We start from the raw sequence: 22,045 nt of genomic DNA on the forward strand, positions 1-22,045 counted from the left end.
CGGACGCCTAGCCATGCAGCTTCCGCGTCGACGCCCCGTCGCCGATCCACAGCAGCTGGCGCCTCGCGTCGGCGAAGGACGCCGGCCAGTGCGGGTCGCGTTCGTGCATGAAGGTCTCGAGCATCGCGTCGGCCTTCGCCGCGCGCGAGCCGCAGATCCACAGGTGGTCGGTCCTGGCGATCATCGGCACCGTGAAGGTCAGGCGCGCCGGCGGCGGCTTGGGGGAGTCGTCGACGCCGGCGACGAGGATGTCCGGGTCGTCGATGAGCAGCTCCTTGTGGTCGGGGAACAATGACGCGAAATGGCCGTCGGGGCCGACGCCGAACATCATGACGTCCATCGCCGCGGCCTGGCCGAGCTCGCCGACCAGTTCGGACTGGTAGACGGCGGCCGCGTGCCGCAGCGCGTCGCGCGTCTGCTCGCGCGTCGCGTCGGCGCGTTGCCGCGCGTCGCGCGTGTCGGCCGGCATCGCGTGGATCTGCGCGTCGTCCATGCGGCCTTCGGCGACGAGGCGGTCGAACAATGCGGCGCGCGCCTGCTTCTCGTTGCGTTCGTCGCTGTCGGCCGGCACGAAGCGTTCGTCGCCCCACCAGATGTGCACGCGTCGCCAGTCGACGACGTCGAGCAGCGGCGAGACGCCGATCGCCTCGAGGATCGCCGTGCCGTCGGAGCCGCCGGTCACGGCGACGTCGACGCGCTCGCGGTCGGGACTGCCGAGCACCTCGTTCATCGTCAGCAGCGTGCGCGCGGCGATCGCCTCGGCGAACAGCTTCTGGTCGGGGTAGGTGATGAGTTCGCGTCCGATCATCCTTCGCTCCTTTCTACTGCTGCTCTACTGCCGCGCTTGTGTGGCGTCCGGATGGATGCGCCGCCAGCCGTCGGTGATGACCTTCGCATAGATCTCGTCGGGGTAGAGGCGGCCGAGCTCCTCGCTCAGGCAGTCGCCGAGCGAGCGCATCGGCAGCGGGATCGTCTGCGGCGACTGCCCGGGCACGCTGATCGTGACGATGTCGTCATGGTCATGGCAGCGCACGAGGCTGAGCACGCCGCCGTCCTCGCGCGTCAGGCTCACCGCGCAGATCGCCGTCGCCTCGGCGTCGGTCTCGATCGAGACCGGGATGTCGAGGCTGACGGCGAGCCATGCGGCGAGCAGGTCCTTGGGCAGGTAGTCCGCCTCGCCGACGACGTTCGCGGCCGTGATGCGCATGTGCGGCGGCTGGTCGAGCATCGCCGCGAGCAGCGCGCGCCAGCGCGTGAGCCTCGTCCACGACATGTCGACGTTCTTCGGGGAGCGGTTGCGCCGCAGGTCCTCGACCGTGCGCATCGGGTTGGCCGAACGCATCGCGTCGGTGATGCGCGACTGCGCCATCGCGCCCACGAGGTCCTTCGACGGGTTGGCCGGCGCCTCGGTCGGCCACCAGGCCACGATCGGCGCGTCCGGCACGAGCAGCGGCGTGACGAGCGTGTCGAGATGGTGGATGAGGCCGCCGCGCGGCCGCAGCACGATGATCTCGCCCGCGCCGGCGTCGGCGCCGATGCGCACCTCGGCATCGAGGTAGGTGCGGTCCTCCTCGGATTCGGTCATGCGCCGCGAGCTCGGCGCGATCGCGATGACGCGGCACGGATGGTCGCGGCTCGCGTCGTTCGCCAATGCGAGCGTGTGCTCGAGATGGTCCTCGTCGGTGACGATGAGCAGCGTCAGCACACGGCCGAGCGCGACCTCGCCGCGCTCCTCGTGCAGTTCGTCGATCTTGTTCGAGATCTCATTGGTCTCGGTGTCCCGCATCGTAATGATCATGGCATCCTCCAACGGTGTCCGTCGCGTGCAAGCATCTCCACGGCCTCCTGCGGGCCCCACGTACCGGCGCGGTACGGCTGCGGCTGTCCAAGCGTCGACCAGAAGTCCTCGATCGGGTCGAGGATGCGCCAGGACAGGTCCACCTCCTTCGTCGTCGGGAACAGCGGCGGGTCGCCCAGCAGCACGTCGAGGATCAGACGCTCGTAGGCCTCGGGGGAGGCTTCGGTGAACGAACGGCCGTAGCTGAAGTCCATCGACACGTCGCGCACCTCCATCGACGTGACGCCCGGCACCTTCGACCCGAAGCGGATCGTGACGCCCTCGTACGGCTGGACGCGAATGACGAGCGCGTTCTTGCCGAGCTCCTGCGTGGCCGTGGACTCGAAGGGCAGATGCGGCGCGCGCTTGAAGACGAGCGCAATCTCGGTGACGCGCCGGCCCAGACGCTTGCCGGTGCGCAGATAGAAGGGGACGCCGGCCCATCGGCGCGTGTCGATGTCGAGGCGAATCGCCGCGTAGGTCTCGGTCGTCGAATCCGGGTCGATGCCCTTCTCCTCGAGGTATCCGCACACCGGCTCCGAGCCCTGCCAGCCGGCCGAGTACTGGCCGCGCGCGGTGTGGGCGGCCAGGTCGCGCGGCAGCCGCACGGCGGAGAGCACCTTCGTCTTCTCGGCCATCAGGTCGCGGGCCGAGAACGAGACCGGCTCCTCCATCGCCGTGAGCGCCATCAGCTGCAGCAGGTGGTTCTGGATGACGTCCCTGGCCGCGCCGATGCCGTCGTAGTAGCCGGCGCGCCCCGCCACGCCGATGTCCTCGGCCATCGTGATCTGCACGTGGTCGACGTAGTTCGCGTTCCAGATCGGCTCGTACATCGTGTTCGCGAAGCGCAGCGCGAGCAGGTTCTGCACGGTCTCCTTGCCCAGATAGTGGTCGATGCGGAACACCGAGTCGGGGTCGAAGACCTCGGAGATGACCTCGTCGAGCTGCTGCGCGCTCGTCAGATCGTGGCCGAAGGGCTTCTCGATGATGACGCGGCGCCACGCGTCCTCGGTGGATTTCGCCAGTCCGCAGTTCGCCAGCTGGCGCGCCACGATCGGGAAGTCGCGCGGCGGCACCGACATGTAGAACGCGTGGTTGCCGCGCGTGCCGCGGTCGCGGTCGAGCTCGGCGACGGTGTCGCTCAGGCGCGTGAAGGCGCCCGGATCCTCGAAGGTGCCGCGCACGAAGCGGATGCCGCGGGCGAGCTGCTCCCAGGTCGCGTCGTTGAACTGCGTGCGGCAGTGCGCCTGCACGTTCTCCTTGACGAAGTCCCTGAAATGGTCTTCGGTCCAGTCGCGGCGCGCGAAGCCGGTCAGACCGAAGCTCGGCGGCAGCAGCCCGCGGTTCGCCAGATCATAGATGGCCGGCAGCAGCTTCTTGCGCGACAGGTCTCCGGTCACGCCGAAGATCACGATGCTGCACGGTCCTGCGATGCGGGGAAGGCGCAGGTCCCTGGGATCCCTCAACGGGTTGACCCATTCGAGCGGCGCCGCCCCCTGTTCTGTTGTCTGTGTCATGTCTGCCATCCTAACGCCGACCGCGTCCCCCCGTGCACGCCCGTCCGCTTTTCCACGCTCGGGGCAATGGATGCGGCTTACGCATGCGATCGCATGCGCGCCCTGATGCGGGCGGCGATCGAGCGGGCCGGCTTCGCCGAGGCCGGACGCAGCGGGCAGCTCGCGCACACGATCGAATCGGGGGAGGGCTCGCAGGCGCCGAGGGAGCACCCCGCCGTCAGCTCGACGACGTCGATCATGCCGCGTGCGCGCGCATGCTCGACGATCTGCTCGACGAAGTCGCGCGGCAGCCCGCGCTCGTCGGCGCACCGGGCGACGCTCATGCCGGCCGCCAGATCGGCGACGACGCCGGCGACGACATGAGTGCGCAACCTCGCGCCGTCGGACGCGCCGGTGCGACGGAAGCCGCTCACAGCACCCATCTCAGGGTCTGGAACGCGACGACTGCGAGGATGTAGGCGACGACGAGCCCGAGGCCGACCGATTGCATCGCGATGCGCGTCGAATACTGGCGCCTGAGTTCGGCGACCGTCGCCAGGCATGGCGTGTACGCGAGCGTGAACAGCATGAACGCGATCGCGGCGGCGCGTCCGTGGCCGCCCGAGCTTTCGTCGAAGGAGGCGCGCATCGCGGCGCCGAGCGAGCCCTCGCCCTGCTGCTGCTCGTCCTCGTCGCCGGTGTCGATGCTGTAGGACTGGGCCATCGACGCGACGACGACCTCCTTGGCCACGAAGCCGGTCATCAGCGCGGCCGAGGCGTGCCAGTCGTCGAAGCCGGCGGGTGCGAAGACCGGCGCGACGCGGTCGGCGACGACGCCGTAGACGGAATCGTGGACGTCGTCGACCTTCGCGAAGGAGCCGGCGGCGGCGCCCGCCGGGATCGCCTGCAGCAGCCACATGACGACGAGCATCGAGATGATGATCGTGCTCGCGCCGCGCACGAATCCCCACAGCCGCATGAGCACGGAGCGCACGAGCGTCACCAGGCGCGGCACCTGGTAGGGCGGCAGGCTCATCGCGAAGGGTGCGGGGCGCACGTCGGTGAAGCGCACGCGGCGCAGCAGGACGCCGACGAGCAGGATGAGCACAATCGAGCACACGTACATCATGAAGACGACGAGGCCGGCCTGCCCGCGGAAGAACGCATAGGCGAGCACGAGGTAGACGCTCAGGCGCGCCGTGCAGCTCGAGAACGGCACGAGCATGCCGACGAGGACGCGTTGGCGCGAATCGGGCAGCGTGCGCGTGGCGGCGAGCGCCGGCAGGTTGCAGCCGAAGCCGATGACGATCGGCAGGAACGCGCGGCCGTCGAGGCCCATGCAGCGCATCGCGCGGTCCATGACGAAGGCGGCGCGCGCGAGGTAGCCGGAATCCTCGAGCAGGCTCAGCAGGATGAACATGATGCCCATCGGCGGGATGAACGTGCCGATCGTGACGACGCCGTCGACAAGGCCGTCGACGACGAGCGAATGGAACCAGCCGTCGAGTGCGCCGGGGCCGGCGAGCGCGAAGAGCCGGTCGACCCCGGCGACGAGCCAGCCTCGCACGGTGCCGTCGATCCAGTCCTGGGCGGGCCCGGCGAGCGTCGTCGTCGCCTCGAACACGCCGAGCATGAGCAGCAGGAAGGCGATGACGCCGAACACCGGGTTGAGCAGCACGCGGTCGATGCGGTCGGAGACGGTGACGCGGTCGCGCGCATGCATGTCGAGCCGCGCGAGCACGCCGGCGGCCCAGTCGAAGCGCGCGTCGGCGCCGCCCTCGACCCATGCGCGCAGATCGACGTCGTCGACGTCCACCCGCGTCAGGCCGTGCGGCAGCGGCGTGCCGGACAGATGCGCGCCGACGGCGTCCATCAGCGCGCCCGCGCCGGCGCCGGTGCGGCCGTCGACCTCGACGACCGGCACGCCGTCGAGCGCGCGCGACAGCTGGGCCGGATCGATGCGGGCGCCCTGCCGGGCGGCGAGGTCGTTCATCGTCAGCGCGACGACGGTCGGGCGCCCCAGCTCGAGGACCGTGGCGAGGAAGTAGAGCGCGCGAGAGATGTTCGTCGCGTCGACGACGGTCACGATCAGGTCCGGTCCGCCGTCGCCGTCCAGCCCCGTCACCGCCTTGGCGGCGACCTCCTCGTCCGGCGAGAGCGGCAGCAGCGAATACGTGCCCGGCGTGTCGATGAGGTCCCAGCGTGCGCCGTCGTGCCCGTAGACGCCCTCCTCGAGCAGCACCGTCGTGCCGGGGGCGTTCATGACGCGCGCCTTCGCGCCTAGGATCGCGTTGAACAGCGACGACTTGCCGACGTTCGGGTTGCCGATGAAGACGATGCGCGGCATGCCGTCGGCCTGCACGCGTCGGCCGCCGACGTCGCAGCAGGGACGTGTGCCGTGGGGATGCGCGGCGGCGTGGCCGTCGCGGCGGCGCGCGGGCAGCAGCGCGGCCAGGCCGCGTCGATGGTCGTGGTGGTCTGAGCTCATGGTCGGTCCTTGGACGTGATGGGGAAAAGACGAGGATGCGGAAAACGGGGGCGGGCGCCGTGCCTCCATCAGCCGGCGGCGGGCGCGACGGCGATGCGCGAGGCGGTGCCCCCGTCCAGCGCGATGCGCTCGGTGCCCTTCGCGACGACGCGGCCGCCGAAGTTCGCGCGCTGCACGACGCGGATGACGGTGCCGGCGCGCAGCCCCAGCTCGAGCATGCGGAAGCGGTGGCGTGCGTCGACGTCGATGGCCGTGATCGCCATGTCCTCGTCCATCGGGCAGTTCTCGACGGTCAGTGGGGAAGAGGTGTCCATAAGCGCACATTGTTATGGCGATCGCGGGGAAAGTCAATAGTTTCGGGCAAAAAGACGACGGCCCCGCATGCCGGCGTCCGGCCATGCGGAGCCGTCGCCCCGGACGCGTCAGCGCCCGCCGAGCGTGCGGCAGGTCTGCCCCAGTCCGCGGCTGAGCGCGACGACGTCGAGCAGGCGGTCGATCTCGGCGTCCGGCAGGCCGACGTGTCCCCTGGCGGCCTCGCGCACCGTGACGCCCTCGTCCATCGCGTCCTTCGCGAGCCCCATCGCGCGCTCGTAGCCGACCGCGTCGTTGAGCGCCGCCGCGATCGACGGCGACTGTTCGGCGTGGAGGCGGCCGCGTTCGACGTCGACGCGGATGCCCTCGACGCACTTCGTGCGGAACATGTCCATCGCGTTGATCGCGAGCGTCATGCCGGTGAGGATCTCATGGATGATGACCGGGTCGAAGGCGTTGAGCTGCAGCTGTCCCTCGGCGGCCGCCCAGTTGACGGTCACGTCCATGCCGAAGATGACGAAGCAGCACTGGTCGACGCATTCGGGGATGACCGGGTTCACCTTGCCCGGCATGATCGACGAGCCCGCCTGGCGCGCCGGCACCTTGAGGTCCTCGAAGCCGCAGCGCGGACCCGAGTTGAGCAGCCGCAGGTCGTCGGCGGCCTTCTTCAGATGGATCGCGAGGTTCTTCAGGCAGGCGCTCGCGGCGATGTAGGCGCTCATGTCGGTGACCGAGGCGACCGGGTCGGGCGCGGCGTGCACCGGCAGTCCGGTCAGCTTCGCGAGCGTGCGCGTCGCGGTCTCGCGGAAGCGCAGGTCGGCGCACACGCCGGTGCCGATCGCCGTCGCGCCGAGGTTGAGGTCGCACAGCTGGCCGACGAGCGCGTCCATCGCCTGCAGGTCGAGCTTGAGGAACGACGCCCAGGCGTGGAACTCCTGGCCGAAGGTCATCGGGACGGCGTCCTGCAGCTGCGTGCGTCCGATCGTCACGTCGTCGGCGTGCCGGTCGGCCAGTGCGTGGAACGCGTCGCGCAGCCGCCGGGCGGACGCGGCGAGCGGCGCGAGGCCGCCGCAGATCGCGAGCTTGCAGGCGGCCGGATAGGTGTCGTTCGTCGACTGCGAGCGGTTGACGTCGTCGTTGGGGTGGATGTACGCGTAGTCGCCGCGCGGATGGCCGCAGATCTCGAGCGCGCGGTTGGCGATGACCTCGTTCATGTTCATGTTCAGGCTCGTGCCGGCGCCGCCCTGCAGCACGTCGACGGGGAACTGGTCGGCGAGCGCGCCGTGCTCGATCTGCTCGCAGGCCTGTTCGATCGCCTTCGCCTTGTCCGCGTCGAGCAGGCCCAGCTCCGCGTTCGCGGCCGCGCAGGCGCGCTTGACGACGGCGTAGGCGCGGATGAGCGCCTCGTGCGAGGAGTCGGGGATGCCGCTGACCGTGAAGTTCTCGATCGCACGCTGCGTATGGATGCCCCAGTACACGTCCCGCGGCACTTCGAGCGCGCCGATGCAGTCATGCTCGAGCCTCATGCCCGTCGCGGCCGTAAGGGGCGCGCCCGTTCCCGTCGCGTCGTGCGTATCGTATCTGCCGTCGTCCCGCTGTCCGTCCATGATGTCCGCTCCTTGTCATCCTCGTATCGTCCTCGTGCGTCACCGCGACGGCGTCCGTGGCCGCCGCGCACTCGCACATGCCGCGCCCGTCGGCGTTTTCCGGCCTACGATTCTATGTTCGCGGCCGCGGACACGCCAGCGCCGATATTGCTTACAGCCGATTGCCCGCGCGTCACGCCGGGCGCGCGGTTCAATGGGGCTATGGAAAACTTCGATACCAACCAGAGCATGCATTTCACCTCGTCCAAGCCGATCTACGACTTCTATGTGGCGGGACCCTACGAGACGGACGAGCAGGTCGAGAGCATGGAGCGTCTCGAACGCGTGCTCAAGGGCCGCGGCAAGAACCTGTATCTGCCGCGCTTCGCGATGGACGTCAACGTCGCCGGCCCGCGCGCCGTGTTCGAGGACCGCATCCGTGCGATCGGGAACTCCGCCGCCCTCATCGCCAACCTCGACGACAAGGATCCGGGGACGGTCTTCTCGATGGGCTACGCCAGCGCGCTCGGCAAGCCGGTCTACGCGTATTGCGAGGGCATCCTGCCGAACGCCCGCATCAGCCTGATGATCGACCAGGCGGCCACCGCCGTGCTCGACGGGCCGGCGGACCTCGAAAGCCTGCTCGACTCGGGCCGCGTCAAGCCGCTGGACCTCGACCAGCACTGAAACGATACGGGCCGGCATGGCCGGTCCGCCGTTATCATCGTCAGATGCACGAAGACAACCTTGGTGAGTTCGAGCCGCCGCGCACCGACGTCATCGAACATGCGCAGGCGCCCCATGGCGACCTTGACACGCAGCTTTTCGCGTTCTTCGAGGAGTTCCGTCGCGTCGACCTCATCTACGGCGCCTATGGACGACGTTCCGGGCTGTCGTTGGGCGTGTACCTCATCTTCGACTACATCTGCGAGAACGACGGCACATCGCAACGGGAGATCTGCGCGTATACGCTGCTGCCGCGCCAGACGGTGAACAACGTGGTCAATTCGCTCGTCTCCCAAGGATTGCTGCATCTGGAGAGCAGCGAACGCGACAGACGTGTCAAACGCATCCGCCTCACCGACGGGGGGGAGCGCTACCGGCGCGAGGTGATCTCGCCCGTGCGCGAGGCCGAGCTGCAGGCCATGGCGGCTCTCGACCCCGCCGAACGCCGCATGATGATCGCCTACGTCGACAAGTTCATGAACGCGCTCGAACGGGGGATCGGCGCCCTCGAGACGTGACCGGGCGGGCCGCTCACGGCCGCGCGAGCGGGGCCGCGACGGTGAGCCGCATGGCGTCCACCGCGAAATGCGTGCCGCGTTTCAGGTCGACGTGCCCCGGAAGCCTGCGGCTTTCGACGAATTCGTCGAAGACGGCGACGAGCGGCTGGTTCGTGCCGCAATCGGCCAGGTTGCAGGACACCTGGCTTTTCGGAGGCACCGTCGCCGAGAACATCGCCTACGGCAGGCCCGACGCCACGCGCGAGCAGATCGTGGCCGCAGCGAAGGCCGCGCACGCCGACTTCTTCATCCGCACATTGCCCAAGGGCTACGACACCGTGCTGGACAACGAGGCGAACAACCTGTCGGTCGGCCAGCGCCAGCTGCTGACAATCACGCGCGTGTTCCTCGCCGACCCGGCGATGCTGATCTTCGACGAGGCCACGAGCTCGGTCGGCACGCGCACCGAACAGGCGATCGCCAAGGCGATGAACGCGCTGATGGCGGACCGCACGAGCTTCGTCATCGCGCACCGCCTGTCGACGATCCGCGACGCCGACCTCATCCTGTTCATGGAGCACGGCGACATCATCGAGCACGGCACGCACGACGAGCTGCTCGGGCGCGGCGGCGCCTACGCGCGGCTGTACGAGTCGCAGTTCGCCTGAGCCGCCCCGTCGTATTCGGCCCGACGCGTCGCGATCATGATGCGGTTTGCACGTCCGGCCGCGCTCAATCGATGAGCCCCATGCCGATCTTCATCGCGACGACGCGCGTCGCCGACGCGGTGACCTTGTCGGCGAAGGCCGCGTCCGCCGCCGCACGCGCACGCAGGCCGGAGAGGATCGGCGCCGTGTACGAGGGGTCGTTGATGCAGGCGACGTCGCCGCCGGCCTCGACGAGCCGCACGCCGAGCTGCGTCGGCTCGACGCCGCCGACGGCGTCCGCCGACAGCGAGTCGGAGATGACGACGCCGTCATAGCCGGTGCGCTCGCGCAGCAGTCCGGTGACGATCGGCCGGGAGAAGGCGGCCGGCGCGTCCGGGTCGAGCTGCGCGTACGAGGCGAGCGACATCATGACCATCGCCGGCCGTCCTTCCCTGATAGCCTTGGTGAACGCGGCCACCTCGGGGCCGTCGGCGACCGTCGTCGTGTCGACGATGCCGTCGGCCGTGAAATCGGTGTTGCCGGTGACCGAGCCGAGACCGGGGTAGTGTTTGACGGCCGTCGCGACGCCGGCGTCGCGCATGCCGTCGATGAACGCGACGGCGTGGCGCGCGTCGCCGTCCGCGTCGAGGCCGAAGTCGCGGTCAAGGGCGCCGATCGGCGCGTTCGAGGCGCGGTCGATCGTCACCGTGTCGACCGACGGCGCGAGGTCGACGTCGACGCCGGCGCCGCGCAGCTGGGCGCCCCAGCGCCGGCTGTCCTCCCTGAGCGCGTCTGTGCCGAGCCGGCCCTGTTCGAACGCGCTCGGCATCGTCTCGAAGCCGGGACCCTGCAGATGCTGCACCAGGCCGCCCTCCTGATCGGTGGCGACGAGGATCGGCGTGCCGTCGCCGGCGTAGCCGCGCAGCGCGTCGACGGCCGCGCGCACGCCGTCGACGCCGCTCGACCAGTTGCCCATCAGGATGACCGAGCCGACATGGTCGTCGGCGATGAGCGCGGCGAGCGCCGAAGGGTCGGAGCCGGCGGCGAGCGGCGCCATGACGAGCTGCGCGGCTCGTTCGTCGAGGCTCATCGCGTCGACGATCCGCTTCGCGCGCGCGGTCGCATCCGCACCGTCCTTCCCCGCGTCCTGCGCGCCCTTGTCGTCGTCCTGCTTCGTCGCGCCGCCCTGCGCCGTGTCCGGCGATGGCGCGGAGGAGGAGGGAACCGGCGCGCTTGCCTGTGCGGAGGCCTGCGCGCGCCGCGTCTCGCGATGGCGGCCGCCGGCGGCGAAGGCGAGCGACACCGCGAGCGCGAGCGCGACGACCGCCGTCACGACGAGCGCCAGAACATGCCCGCTGCGTTCCTCCCGCGCGTCCCTGCCGTGTCTGCCGTTGCTCCGTGCCGCCATGCCGCACGCCCCCTTTCCGCGCCCCGTGTGTTCGCCGTGCGCCGTGTGTCTCGCTTGCCTGCGCCACGTCGCGTGCCGCCCTTCGCGGCGCGGGGCATGGCGTGCACCCAGTCTAGCAAGCGGGCCGCGCACGCCCCTCCGTGCTTCTTCACGCACTCTTCACGCATCGGCCTGTGGTTCTTCGGCCTGGTTCTGTAGACTGAACGAATGTCTTTCTTCGATTTCGGACCCATGTTCGGACAGGGGCCGCATAAGCGGTCCCGCCGTTCCGCCACCACCGACGACGATCCGATCGTGATCAACATCGAGACCGACGGCGAGGAGCCGCCGTCCGCCTCCGGCACGCCGCCGGCCGCGCCGCCGCGCATCACGCGCCGCCCCCCGTCGGCGGGAGGCCGCGGCTACAAGATCGTCATCGGCGTCGTGCTCGCGCTCGCCGTCGTCGTCGGGCTGTTCTTCGCCGTCGCATCCTTCGCGACCGACGTCATGTGGTACGACCAGCTCGGCTTCTCGAGCGTCGTATGGACGCTGCTGGGCACGCGCGTCGGACTGTGGATCGCCTACGCGCTGCTCATGGTGCTCGTCACCTACGTCGCCGCGACGCTCGCGATCCGCGCGCGCCCCGACTTCGCCGACGGTTCGACGATCCGCATCAACGGCGACACGATCGAGATCGGCCGCGGCGTCTCCTCGAGGAACGCCCGACGCGTCGCCGTCGGCGTCTCGCTCGTCGCCGGCCTGCTCTTCGGTTCGCGCTTCAACGCGAACTGGTCGCAGATCCTGCTCATGTTCCACGCCGAGCGCTTCGGCGTCGCCGATCCGCAGTTCGGCATCGACAACGGCTTCTACGTCTTCGTGCTGCCCGGCCTGTCGCTGCTGCTGTCCGCGCTTTCGGTGCTGCTGTTCGTCGCGCTCGTCTTCTCCGTCATCACCCATGTGGCGATGGGCGGCATCCGCTTCACGATGCCCAGACGCGGGCGCGGCATCTTCTCGATGACGCGCCGCGCACGTCGCCAGATCGCGCTGTGGCTCATGGCGTGGATGTGCTCGTGGGCCGTCAACCAGGCGCTGTCCGTCTTCTCGACGCTCACCGCCGAAGGCGACCGCATCACCGGCGCCACCTACACGACCGTGAACGCGTCAATCCCGATCACCTTCATCCTCGCGGCGATCACCGCGATCGCCGGCGTCGTGCTCGGCGTGTGGCTCATGCGCTCGCCGGCGCTTACCGACGCCGCCTCGGCGAAGACGGCGCCGCTGACGAGCGCGTGGAAGGAGTGGCGCGTCCCGGCTCTCACCGTCGCGTCGTGCCTCGTGCTGTCGCTGCTGCTGTCGTCGCTGTGGCCGGCGTTGCTGCAGCGCTTCCGCGTCAACCCGAACGCCCAGGAGATGGAGTCGGCCTACATCCAGCGCAACATCGACGCGACGCGCGCCGCCTACGGGCTTGACGCCGTCAGGACCGAGGAGTACAAGGCCACGACGAAGGCCGAGGCCGGCGCGCTGCAGCAGGACACCGAGACGACGGCGCAGATCCGCCTGCTCGACCCGCAGATCGTCTCGCCGACCTTCAAGCAGCTGCAGCAGATGAAGCAGTACTACACGTTCGCGGACACATTGGCGGTCGACAAGTACGACATCGACGGCGTCAACCAGGACACCGTCATCGCCGCGCGCGAGATGGACCTGTCCGGCAACGACAACCGCAACTGGGTCAACGACCACACCGTGTACACGCACGGCTACGGCGTCGTCGCCGCCTACGGCAACCGCGTGACCAGCGACGGCCAGCCGGAGTTCTTCGAATACGGCATCCCGACGCAGGGCTACCTCACCGACACGCAGCGCTACGAGCCGCGCATCTACTTCTCGCCGAACGCGCCCGAGTACTCGATCGTCGGCGCCCCGGAAGGCACGAAGTCGTGGGAGTTCGACTATCCGACATCCGGCGCCGAGGGCGCGACGACGACCTTCGACGGCGACGGCGGCCCCAGGCTCGGCAACATCATGGCGCGGCTGCTGTACTCGATCCGCTTCGGCTCCGACCAGATCCTGTTCTCCGACCGCGTCAACGCCGATTCGCAGATCCTCTACGACCGTTCGCCCAAGGAGCGCGTCGCGAAGGTCGCGCCGTACCTGACGCTCGACGGCCGCGTCTACCCGGCGGTCGTCGACGGCCGCGTCAAATGGATCATCGACGGCTACACGACCTCCGACCGTTACCCGTACTCGCAGATGACCGACCTGGCGTCCGCCACCGAGGACTCGACGACGGTCTCGTCGTCGTCGGTCGCGGGGCTGAGCTCCAAGCGCGCGAACTACATCCGCAACTCGGTCAAGGCGACCGTCGACGCCTACGACGGCTCGGTGGACCTGTACACCTGGGACGAGTCCGACCCGGTGCTCAAGGCGTGGCAGTCGATCTTCCCGGCGAACTACCATCCGATGTCCGAGATCTCGGGCGACCTGATGGCGCACATGCGCTATCCGGAGGGCATCTTCAAGGTGCAGCGCCAGCTTCTCGCGAAGTACCACGTGACGCAGGCGAGCCAGTTCTTCTCCGGCGAGGACTTCTGGCAGACGCCGGTCGACCCGACCGAGCCGCAGGCGCAGCAGGCGCGCGACGTGCTGCAGCCGCCGTACTATCTGACGCTCAAGACCGGCGGTTCGAAGGAGCCGGTGTTCTCGCTGACGAGCACCTACATCCCGGCGGGCGCGAGCACGCGCGAGATCCTCACCGGCTTCCTGTCCGTCGATTCCGACGCCGGCCGAACGAAGGGCGTCAAGGGGCCCGACTACGGCACGATCAGGCTGCAGGAGCTGCCGAAGGACTCGAACGTGCCCGGACCGGGCCAGGCGCAGAACAACTTCAACGCCGACGCGGACGTCTCCAAGGAGCTCAACCTGCTTGAATCGGGTTCGACGCAGATCGAGCGCGGCAACCTGCTCACGTTGCCGCTCGGAGGCGGCCTCGTCTACGTCGAGCCGGTGTACGTGAAGTCGTCCGGCGCGACGAGCTACCCGCTGCTCAAGAAGGTCCTCGTCGCCTTCGGCGACAAGGTCGGCTTCGCGGACACGCTCGACGCGGCGCTCGACCAGGTCTTCGGCGGCGACTCCGGCGCCTCGGCCGGCGATGCGGACAACGCGGACGGGTCCGCCGGCGCCCCCGAGCCGGGCGACGACGGCGCCGGCGGCGAAGAAACGCCGTCCGCGCCGTCCGGATCGGCCAAGGATCCGGCCCTCAAGGAGGCGCTCGACGACGCCTCGAAGGCGCTCAAGGATTCTGACAAGGCGATGAAGTCCGGCGACTGGAGCGCCTACGGCGAGGCGCAGCGGCGTCTCGAGGAGGCGGTCAACAAGGCGCTCGAGCTCGAGGGCTGACGCCCGCGCCGTCCGGGGCGGCCCCGCGGATCGATCCGCGGGGCCGCCCCTTTTGCGCCGCACGGCGTAGCGGCGCCGGCCGAGTTCCGCGACGCGGTTATGCTAGGACGTTATGATCACATACAGCTACAGGCGGGCCGGGGACGACGACGTGGACGTCATCACCGACGTCTACAACGAGGCCGTCATCGAGGGAGGCTCGACGACCGACCTGACGCCGGTGGGCTACGGCGAACGCAAGGCATGGCTCGACAGGCACCGCGACCCCTACGCGGTGTTCGTCATCGGCGCCGAGGACGCCGGCGGCGTCCGGCGCGACATCGGCTTCGCGTCGATCTCGGTGTTCTACGACCGCCCAGGCTATGACGGCGTGTGCAGCCTCGCCTACTACATCGCGAGGGACGCGCGCGGCCGGGGCGCGGGCGCGTTCACGATGCGCACGCTGCTCGACGAGGGCGCCGCGCGCGGCATGCGACGCGTCTGCGCGACGATCTTTGCCGACAACGCGGCCTCCACGGGGCTGTGCGAACGCTTCGGCTTCACCCGCTACGGCCTCATGCCCGCCGCGGCCTACGATTCGCGCGGCACTCTGCACGCCATGAGCTACTGGTACGCCGACATCGGCCGCTGACGGCGCGCGGCGCGCAACCGAAAGAAACGACCCCAACGAAAGAACCAAGGAAGAAAGAACAGGAAAAGAGCGACACATGGCATCGGACTACTGGCTCATCGCAGGACTGGGCAACCCCGGCGCGAAATACCGCAACACCCGGCACAACATCGGATTCATGACCATCAACCTCCTCGCCGAACGCTGGAGCGTGCGCTTCGCCAACCACAAAGGGCTCGCCGACCTCGGCAAGGGGCTGATGACGATGGGGGACCGGCGCCAGAAGGTCTTCCTGTGCAAGCCGCTGACCTACATGAACGACTCGGGGCAGGCCGTCCAGTCGGTGCGCGAATACTACCACATCGACGTCGAGCGCATCATCGTCGTCCACGACGACATGGACCTCGACTTCGGCCGCATCAAGCTCAAGTCGGGAGGCTCCGCCGGCGGCCACAACGGCATCAAGTCCATCGACCGCTGCCTGCACACGCCCGACTACGCGCGTGTGCGCATGGGCGTCGGCCACGCGAGCCGCTCCGGCGACGCGCACGACAACACGATCAACTGGGTGCTCGGCGAATTCAACGCTGCGCAGAAGAAGCAGCTGCCCGAATTCCTCGCCGACGGCGCCGACGCGGCCGAGGCGATCGTCTTCGACGGGCTGACGAAAGCGCAGGACCGCTTCAATGGCCGCTGACGACAACGCAACCAAGGCCGCCGCGGCCACGCACGGCACGACGTGCGGCGCGCTGACGGCGCTGCGCGAAAGCCTCGAGGCCGACCCCGCCTTCCACGGCCTCGCCCACGGCATGATCGAGCCGGACGCCGCCGCCGCGGAACCGTCCCTGACGATCGGCGCGCCCGACGGCATCCGTCCTGCGCTCGCCGCCGCACGCGCCGCGCTATCGCCGATCGTCGTCGTCGTGCCGTCGGGCCGCGAAGCCGAGGAGCTCGTCGACGACATCCGCTCCTGGTACGCGGGCGACCCGGCCGGCGTCACCCAGCTCGAAGCCTGGGAGACGCTGCCGCATGAACGGCTCTCGCCGCGCGCCGACACCGTCGCCAACCGCATGGAGGTCTTCCGCAGGCTGTGCCATCCCGAACCCGGCAGCGCGATGTTCGGCCCCATCCGCATCCTCGTCATGCCGGTGCGCTCGCTGATCCAACCGGTCGTCGCCGGCATCGGCGACGTCAAGCCGCTCGTCTTCGCGCTCGGCGAGCGGATCGCGCTCGACGAGGCCGCGGCCGCGCTCGTGCGCAACGCGTACACGCGCGTCGACCTCGTCATGGACCGCGGCGAATTCGCCGTGCGCGGAGGTCTCATCGATGTCTTCCCGCCGACGATGCCGCATCCGGTGCGTATCGAGTTCTTCGGCGACGACATCGACTCGATCCGCGAGTTCCACGCATCCGACCAGCGCACCTACGGCGCGCAGATCGACTCCGTCTGGGCGACGCCGTGCCGCGAGGTGCAGTTCACCGAGCGGATCCGCGAACGCGCGCGCTCACTCGTCGGACGCATCCCGAACGCCGACGACATGCTCGAATCGATCGCGCAGGCGATCCCGGTCGAGGGCATGGAATCGCTGCTGCCGGCCCTCGTCGACGATATGCGTCCGGTCACGTCGATGCTGCCCAAGGACGCCGTCGTCATGCTGTGCGACCCGGAGAAGCTGCGCCGCGCCGTCGACGACCTGGCGAAGACGGCCAACGAGTTCCTCGCGACGAGCTGGCACGTCGCCGCCTCCGGGCACGGCGCCGGCGCGCCGATCGACTTCGAGGGCGCGAACTTCCTCGACTACGACGAGGTCGTATCCTCCCTGGAGTACAGCGAACGCGAGCTATGGAAGATCAGCGGCTTCACCGTCGACGGATTGCTTGCCGGCCACGTGCAGATCGACGCGCGCGCCCCCCAGGCGTTGCGCGGCGACGAGCGACGCACCGAACAGGGCGTGCGCGCGCTGCTCGACGACGGCTACGACGTGACGGTGACGGCCGCCGCCCAAGGCACGCTGCACCGTTTGGGACGCATGCTCAACGCCGTCGGCGTCACGCGCTTCGCGGCGGTGCGCTCTCAGGCGCGCGACGGCTTCGTCGACGCCGCAGCGAAGGCCGCGCTGCTCACCGAACGCGACCTGACCGGCCGCGAAAGCGTCGCCGGAGGCCCGAAGACGCCGCGCAAACGCCGTAAGTCGATCGATCTGATGGAGCTCAAGCCGGGCGACTTCGTCGTGCACGAACAGCACGGCATCGGCCGTTTCGTCGGCATGCGCCAGCGCACGACGGGGTCGGGGCGCAACCGCACGACGCGCGAGTACCTCGTCATCGAATACGCGCCGAGCAAACGCAACGCGCCTCCGGACAAGCTGTTCATCCCCACTGACCAGCTCGACCTCGTCAGCAAGTACATCGGCGCCGAGACACCCAAGCTCAACAAGCTCGGCGGCTCGGACTGGGCGGCCACGAAGGCGAAGGCGAGGAAGCACGTCCACGAGATCGCGCAGAGCCTCATCAAGCTGTACGCCGCGCGCCAACGCACGAAGGGCTTCGCGTTCAGCAAGGACACCCCGTGGCAGAAGGAGCTCGAGGACGCCTTCCCGTACCAGGAGACCGCCGACCAGCTCACGACGATCGACGACGTCAAGGCCGATATGGAGAAGCCGGTGCCGATGGACCGCCTCATCTGCGGCGACGTCGGCTTCGGCAAGACCGAGATCGCCCTGCGCGCCGCCTTCAAGGCCGTGCAGGACTCCAAGCAGGTGGCCGTGCTCGTGCCGACGACGCTGCTCGTGCAGCAGCACTACGAGACCTTCAGCGAGCGCTTCGAGGGATTCCCGGTCACCGTCGCGGCGATGAGCCGGTTCCAGAACGCCAAGCAGACCAACGAGACGATCAAGGGGCTCGCTGACGGAACCGTCGACGTCGTCATCGGCACGCACAAGCTGCTCAACCCGAAGATCAAGTTCAAGGACCTAGGCCTCGTCATCATCGACGAGGAGCAGCGCTTCGGCGTCGAGGCGAAGGAGTCGCTCAAGGCGATCCGCACGAACGTCGACGTGCTGAGCCTGTCGGCGACGCCGATCCCGCGCACGCTCGAGATGGCCGTCACCGGCATCCGCGAGATGTCGACGCTCGCGACGCCGCCCGAGGACCGCCTGCCGGTGCTCACCTACGTCGGCGCCTACGAGGACGCGCAGGTCACGGCGGCGATCCGGCGCGAGCTGCTGCGCGGCGGCCAGGTCTTCTACATCCACAACCGCGTCGAGGACATCGACAAGAAGGCCGCCAAGCTGCACGAGCTCGTCCCCGAGGCGAGGATCGGCATCGCGCACGGCAAGATGGGGCGCAAGCAGCTCGACCAGATCATCCGCGACTTCTGGCACCGGGACATCGACGTGCTGCTGTGCACGACGATCGTCGAGACCGGACTCGACATCTCGAACGCGAACACGCTGATCGTCGACCACGCCGACCGTTTCGGCCTCAGCCAGCTGCACCAGCTGCGCGGCCGCGTCGGCCGCGGCCGCGACCGCGCCTACGCGTACTTCCTGTACGACCCGGGCAGGCCGATGACCGAGCAGTCGCACGAGCGTCTCGTGACGATCGCGCAGAACACGGCGCTCGGAAGCGGCTTTGACGTGGCGATGAAGGACCTCGAGCTGCGCGGCACCGGCAACCTGCTCGGCGACGAGCAGAGCGGCCACATCGAGGGCGTCGGATTCGACCTTTACGTGCGCATGGTCTCCGAGGCGATCGAGGACTACAAGGAGCCCGAGCGCGCCGAGCCGCCGGTCGTCGCGATCGACCTGCCGATCGAGGCGTCGATCCCGGTCGACTACATCGACTCGGACAAGCTCAGGCTCGAGACGTACCGCAAGCTCGCCGAGGCGAGGAACGACGACGACCTCGAGGAGCTGCGCGAGGAGCTCACCGACCGCTATGGCGCGCCTCCGCAGGTCTTCACGTCGCTGTTCGGCATCGCGCGGCTGCGCGAGCGCGCCCGCGATCTGGGGATCACCGAGATCGTCGGCCAGGGCGGCAAGCTGCGCGTCGGCGGCATCGAGCCGCCCGAGTCGGTGCGCATGCGCATCGAGCGCATTTACAAGGGGGCGCAGTACCGGCCGCTCGCGCACACCTACACGATCCCGACGCCCTTCGCCGGCTCGCTCGGCTCGGGGCCGATGGATTCCGACGGCGTCATCCGGTGGGTCGGACAGCTGCTCGACGACCTCGCGTGGACGCCGAGGCCACGTGCCTGAGCGACGCTTCCCGCGGCGACGCGCGCAGGGCGGACGCTCCGTCTTCCGATGACGGCGAGGGCCCGGAGGGGACCATCCCTCCGGGCCCTCGCCGTAGCGGCGGATATGCCGGCGTCATCCGCGCAGCGCGTGGCGCAGATGCTCCTCGAGCGCCGCATGGCCGAGCGGCCGCCCCTGAGCGTCAAGCGTCGAACGGTCGGCGCGCACCTCGTCGCGGATGCGGCCGTCGGCGAGCACGAGGATGCGGTCGGCGAGCCGCACCGCCTCGGCGATGTCATGGGTGACGAGCACCGTCGCGAAGCCGAGCCGTGCACGCAGATCGGCGAGCAGGTCCTGCATGTCGAGCCTGGTGAGCGCGTCGAGCGCGCCGAAGGGCTCGTCGAGCAGCAGCAGCCGCGGCCGGCGTGCCAGCGCCCGGGCGAGCGAGACGCGTTGCCGCTGGCCGCCGGAGAGCTGTGCCGGCAGCTTGTCGGCGGCGTCGGCCAGCTGCACCTGGGCGAGCACCGCGGCGGCGGCCTGCCTGCGCGCGCGGCGCGTCATGCGCCCGCCATCCGCCTCCATGCCGAGCGTCACGTTGTCCCAGATGCGCAGCCACGGGACGAGGCGCGCGTCCTGGAAGCCGAAGGCGATGCGGTCCGTGGCGCGCACCCGGCCGCGGTCGGCGTCGAGCAGCCCGGCGACGATGCGCAGCAGCGTCGACTTGCCGCAGCCGGAGCGTCCGATCAGGGCGACGGTCTCGCCTGCATCGACGTGCATGGCCACGTCGGCGAGCACGGCGCGCCCGTCGAAGGCCCTGCACACGCCGTCGAGCGCGGCGGCGTGCTTCATGCCGCCGCTCATGCGCCGCAGTCCATCGTCGCCGCCTCGAGGTCGGGCATCTCGTCGATGAAGCCGAAGTCGACGTATTCCCTGGCCTGAGCCTCGAGCATCGCGCGTCCGTCGGCGTCGATCGGCAGGATCCTGGGCACGTCGAATCGCGAGATCTGCTCGGCGACCTCGTCCGAGGCGCCGAACCGCTTGTAGGCGTCGGTGATGATCGCGGGCCGCTTCGCCGCGGCCTCCGATTCCTTGACGAGAGCCCGGTACATCGCCTTGACGGCCTCGGGGTGCTTCGTCGCGAAGTCGCGCGAGACGATGTGGATCGAGACGTTGTGGTTGTCGTAGTCCCTGCCGTTGGCGAGCAGCTTCGCGCCCGGCGTGGCCATCGCCGCCGCGAGGTTCTGGTCGAAGGACGACAGCGCGTCGATCTGCCCGGAGGTGAAGGCCGCCTGGAAGCTGCTCGGGTTCATCTCGACGACGTCGACGTCCCCGACGTCCACGCCGGAGCCTTCGAGCGCCTTGTGCAGCACGTAGTCGCCGGTGCCGCCGCGCTTGATGATCGCGACCTTCCTGCCCTTGAGGTCGTCGAGCGATTCGACGCCCGAGCCGGGCGCGGCGACGATGCCCTGCGAGTCGCCGTCGTAGTATTCGATCGCGAAGGCGGTCCACGGCTGTCCCTGCGCGAGGAAGTCGATGAACGACCCGGTGCCGGTGCTCGTCGCGTCGGCGTTGCCGGACAGGACCGCGGCGTAGGCGTCGGTCGGGTTGTACGGACCGGTGAAGTCGACGTCCGTCGAGCCCATCGTCTCGTCGAGGAAGGGCTCGTCGCGCACCGTCGTCAGGTAGTTCGCCGTGGACAGGTAGGCGACGCGCATCGCGGCGTCGTCGCCCGCCTGCGCCGACGTGCCGCATGCCGCGGCGCCGGCGAGCAGCGCTGCGGCGCCCACGGCGGCGGCCAGACGGCGCGGACGGCGGTGGGATCGGGATGTGGATGACATGGTGCCTCCTTGGGGAATGGCCGCATGAGCGCATGACGGTGCCGCGGCCGGTTTCGATGGTCGGGTGTGGTGATCCTGGGGGAAGGCGTTGCCGCATCGGGGCGCCGCGGCGTCAGCCGTGCGTGTGCAGCAGGCGTTCGAGAGCCCCGACGGCCCACTCGCTGAGCAGGCCGAGCGCCGCGTACAGCACGATGCACAGCACCATCTGGTCGGTGCGGAAGAACTGCTGGGAGCGCGCGAGCAGATAGCCGATGCCGGCCGACGAGTTCACGGTCTCGCAGGTGACGAGCGCGATCCACGAGACGGTGATCGCGAAACGCAGCCCGGTCATGAACTGCGGAAGCACGCCGCACAGCAGGATCTTCGTGAAGACGACATGCCGCGGCATCCGGTAGGCGCGGGCGAGTTCGAGCAGCCCCGAGTCGATCGCGCGCACGCCGTCGCGCACGTTGACGTAGACGAGCGCGAACGCGCCGACCGCGATCAGCGTGACCTTCATCGCCTCGCCGATGCCGAGCGTGACGATGAGCAGCGGCGCGAGCGCCGGGAACGGGATCGCGCGCAGCATGTGGACCGGCTTGTCGATGAGCGCGCGGCCCGGGCGGCTCGCGCCCGAGACGACGCCGGCCGGCACGGCGAGCGCCACGCCGACGGAGAGGCCGGCGAGCACGCGCAGCACGCTGACGCGCACCGACGGCCACAGCGCGCCTTCGTCGCGCATGTCCACGAAGGCGGCGGCGACCTCGCCGGGGGAGGGCAGCGCGCGCGTGTCGGGCGCCGAGCGCGTGCACAGCGCCCACAGCGCGAACAATACGAGCGTGGACGCCCACGCGGCGCCGATGCGCGCCATCCGCCGGGTCCATCGGGGCGCGGACGGCGCGTGCGCCGGCGCCGACGATGCGGATGACGAGGATGATGCGGACGGCGACGGCGGCGCGTCGGGGACGGCGGCGCCGATCTGCTCCGGAACTGACATGACATTCC

The 22,045-nt window shown here is 69.6% G+C and carries 18 protein-coding genes and 1 pseudogene; 7 read left to right on the forward strand and 12 right to left on the reverse strand.

Features of this window, described 5'->3' with window-relative positions:
- Window positions 1-7: 7 nt before the first annotated feature.
- The 7 genes from pgl to D2E22_RS00300 form a co-directional block, all read right to left on the reverse strand.
- Window positions 8-808, reverse strand: coding sequence for a 6-phosphogluconolactonase (pgl, locus tag D2E22_RS00270; RefSeq protein WP_126031142.1), 801 nt, complete (start codon window positions 806-808; stop codon window positions 8-10).
- 24 nt (window positions 809-832) lie between these two features.
- Window positions 833-1,798: a glucose-6-phosphate dehydrogenase assembly protein OpcA gene (locus tag D2E22_RS00275; RefSeq protein WP_126031143.1), complete on the reverse strand. Its 966-nt coding sequence runs from the start codon at window positions 1,796-1,798 to the stop codon at window positions 833-835.
- Window positions 1,795-3,363 (reverse strand): glucose-6-phosphate dehydrogenase, encoded by a 1,569-nt coding sequence (zwf, locus tag D2E22_RS00280; RefSeq protein WP_420897223.1) that lies wholly within the window; start codon window positions 3,361-3,363, stop codon window positions 1,795-1,797. Before zwf ends, D2E22_RS00275 begins: the two co-directional genes overlap by 4 nt.
- Window positions 3,364-3,431: 68 nt before the next feature.
- Window positions 3,432-3,776, reverse strand: a complete 345-nt coding sequence (locus tag D2E22_RS00285; RefSeq protein ID WP_126031145.1) for a hypothetical protein — start codon at window positions 3,774-3,776, stop codon at window positions 3,432-3,434.
- Window positions 3,764-5,821, reverse strand: coding sequence for a ferrous iron transport protein B (gene feoB / locus D2E22_RS00290; protein ID WP_126031146.1), 2,058 nt, complete (start codon window positions 5,819-5,821; stop codon window positions 3,764-3,766). The genes D2E22_RS00285 and feoB overlap by 13 nt, the downstream gene beginning before the upstream one ends.
- Window positions 5,822-5,889: 68 nt before the next feature.
- On the reverse strand, window positions 5,890-6,135 hold the full coding sequence (locus tag D2E22_RS00295) for a FeoA family protein (RefSeq protein WP_126031147.1): 246 nt from the start codon (window positions 6,133-6,135) through the stop codon (window positions 5,890-5,892).
- A 108-nt stretch (window positions 6,136-6,243) separates the two neighbouring features.
- Window positions 6,244-7,659, reverse strand: coding sequence for an aspartate ammonia-lyase (locus D2E22_RS00300; RefSeq protein WP_164518378.1), 1,416 nt, complete (start codon window positions 7,657-7,659; stop codon window positions 6,244-6,246).
- Window positions 7,660-7,941: 282 nt separating this feature from the next.
- Here D2E22_RS00300 and D2E22_RS00305 point away from each other — a divergent pair, with 282 nt between their 5' ends.
- Window positions 7,942-8,406: a nucleoside 2-deoxyribosyltransferase gene (locus D2E22_RS00305; RefSeq protein ID WP_126031149.1), complete on the forward strand. Its 465-nt coding sequence runs from the start codon at window positions 7,942-7,944 to the stop codon at window positions 8,404-8,406.
- 44 nt (window positions 8,407-8,450) lie between these two features.
- Window positions 8,451-8,963 carry a MarR family winged helix-turn-helix transcriptional regulator gene (locus tag D2E22_RS00310; RefSeq protein WP_126031150.1) on the forward strand — a complete coding sequence of 171 codons (513 nt, stop codon included), beginning with the start codon at window positions 8,451-8,453 and terminating at the stop codon, window positions 8,961-8,963.
- 13 nt (window positions 8,964-8,976) lie between these two features.
- On the opposite strand, the gene D2E22_RS10410 is transcribed toward D2E22_RS00310, so the two are convergent.
- Window positions 8,977-9,144 (reverse strand): hypothetical protein, encoded by a 168-nt coding sequence (locus tag D2E22_RS10410; RefSeq protein ID WP_164518349.1) that lies wholly within the window; start codon window positions 9,142-9,144, stop codon window positions 8,977-8,979.
- Here D2E22_RS10410 and D2E22_RS00315 point away from each other — a divergent pair.
- Window positions 9,125-9,610: pseudogene (locus D2E22_RS00315) on the forward strand (ATP-binding cassette domain-containing protein); the annotation flags it as partial. The gene D2E22_RS10410 and the pseudogene D2E22_RS00315 overlap by 20 nt on opposite strands.
- A 64-nt stretch (window positions 9,611-9,674) precedes the next feature.
- On the opposite strand, the gene D2E22_RS00320 reads toward D2E22_RS00315, so the two are convergent.
- Entirely contained in the window at window positions 9,675-10,997 is a 1,323-nt protein-coding gene (locus D2E22_RS00320; RefSeq protein WP_126031151.1) for a glycoside hydrolase family 3 N-terminal domain-containing protein, read from the reverse strand.
- A 207-nt stretch (window positions 10,998-11,204) separates the two neighbouring features.
- On the opposite strand from D2E22_RS00320, the gene D2E22_RS00325 reads away from it, so the two are divergent.
- The 4 genes from D2E22_RS00325 to mfd all read left to right on the forward strand — a co-directional run bounded on the left by D2E22_RS00325 (window position 11,205) and on the right by mfd (window position 19,244).
- Window positions 11,205-14,375, forward strand: coding sequence for a UPF0182 family membrane protein (locus D2E22_RS00325; protein ID WP_126031152.1), 3,171 nt, complete (start codon window positions 11,205-11,207; stop codon window positions 14,373-14,375).
- A gap of 112 nt (window positions 14,376-14,487) precedes the next feature.
- Window positions 14,488-15,006, forward strand: a complete 519-nt coding sequence (locus D2E22_RS00330) for a GNAT family N-acetyltransferase (RefSeq protein WP_126031153.1) — start codon at window positions 14,488-14,490, stop codon at window positions 15,004-15,006.
- A gap of 76 nt (window positions 15,007-15,082) precedes the next feature.
- The gene (pth, locus tag D2E22_RS00335; protein WP_126031154.1) at window positions 15,083-15,682 is read left to right on the forward strand and encodes an aminoacyl-tRNA hydrolase; all 600 of its coding nucleotides are present in this window, start codon (window positions 15,083-15,085) and stop codon (window positions 15,680-15,682) included.
- Entirely contained in the window at window positions 15,672-19,244 is a 3,573-nt protein-coding gene (mfd, locus tag D2E22_RS00340) for a transcription-repair coupling factor (protein ID WP_126031155.1), read from the forward strand. Before pth ends, mfd begins: the two co-directional genes overlap by 11 nt.
- Before the next feature lie 114 nt (window positions 19,245-19,358).
- Here the strand turns inward: mfd and D2E22_RS00345 are convergent, their stop codons facing one another.
- From D2E22_RS00345 to D2E22_RS00355, 3 genes are all read right to left on the reverse strand, one after another.
- Window positions 19,359-20,084: an ABC transporter ATP-binding protein gene (locus D2E22_RS00345; RefSeq protein WP_241218095.1), complete on the reverse strand. Its 726-nt coding sequence runs from the start codon at window positions 20,082-20,084 to the stop codon at window positions 19,359-19,361.
- The gene (locus D2E22_RS00350; protein ID WP_126031156.1) at window positions 20,081-21,061 is read right to left on the reverse strand and encodes an ABC transporter substrate-binding protein; all 981 of its coding nucleotides are present in this window, start codon (window positions 21,059-21,061) and stop codon (window positions 20,081-20,083) included. Before D2E22_RS00350 ends, D2E22_RS00345 begins: the two co-directional genes overlap by 4 nt.
- A gap of 112 nt (window positions 21,062-21,173) precedes the next feature.
- Window positions 21,174-22,037 carry an ABC transporter permease gene (locus tag D2E22_RS00355; RefSeq protein ID WP_126031157.1) on the reverse strand — a complete coding sequence of 288 codons (864 nt, stop codon included), beginning with the start codon at window positions 22,035-22,037 and terminating at the stop codon, window positions 21,174-21,176.
- Window positions 22,038-22,045 lie beyond the last annotated feature (8 nt).

This window comes from Bifidobacterium castoris (assembly GCF_003952025.1).
GTDB classification, from domain to species: Bacteria; Actinomycetota; Actinomycetes; order Actinomycetales; family Bifidobacteriaceae; genus Bifidobacterium; species Bifidobacterium castoris.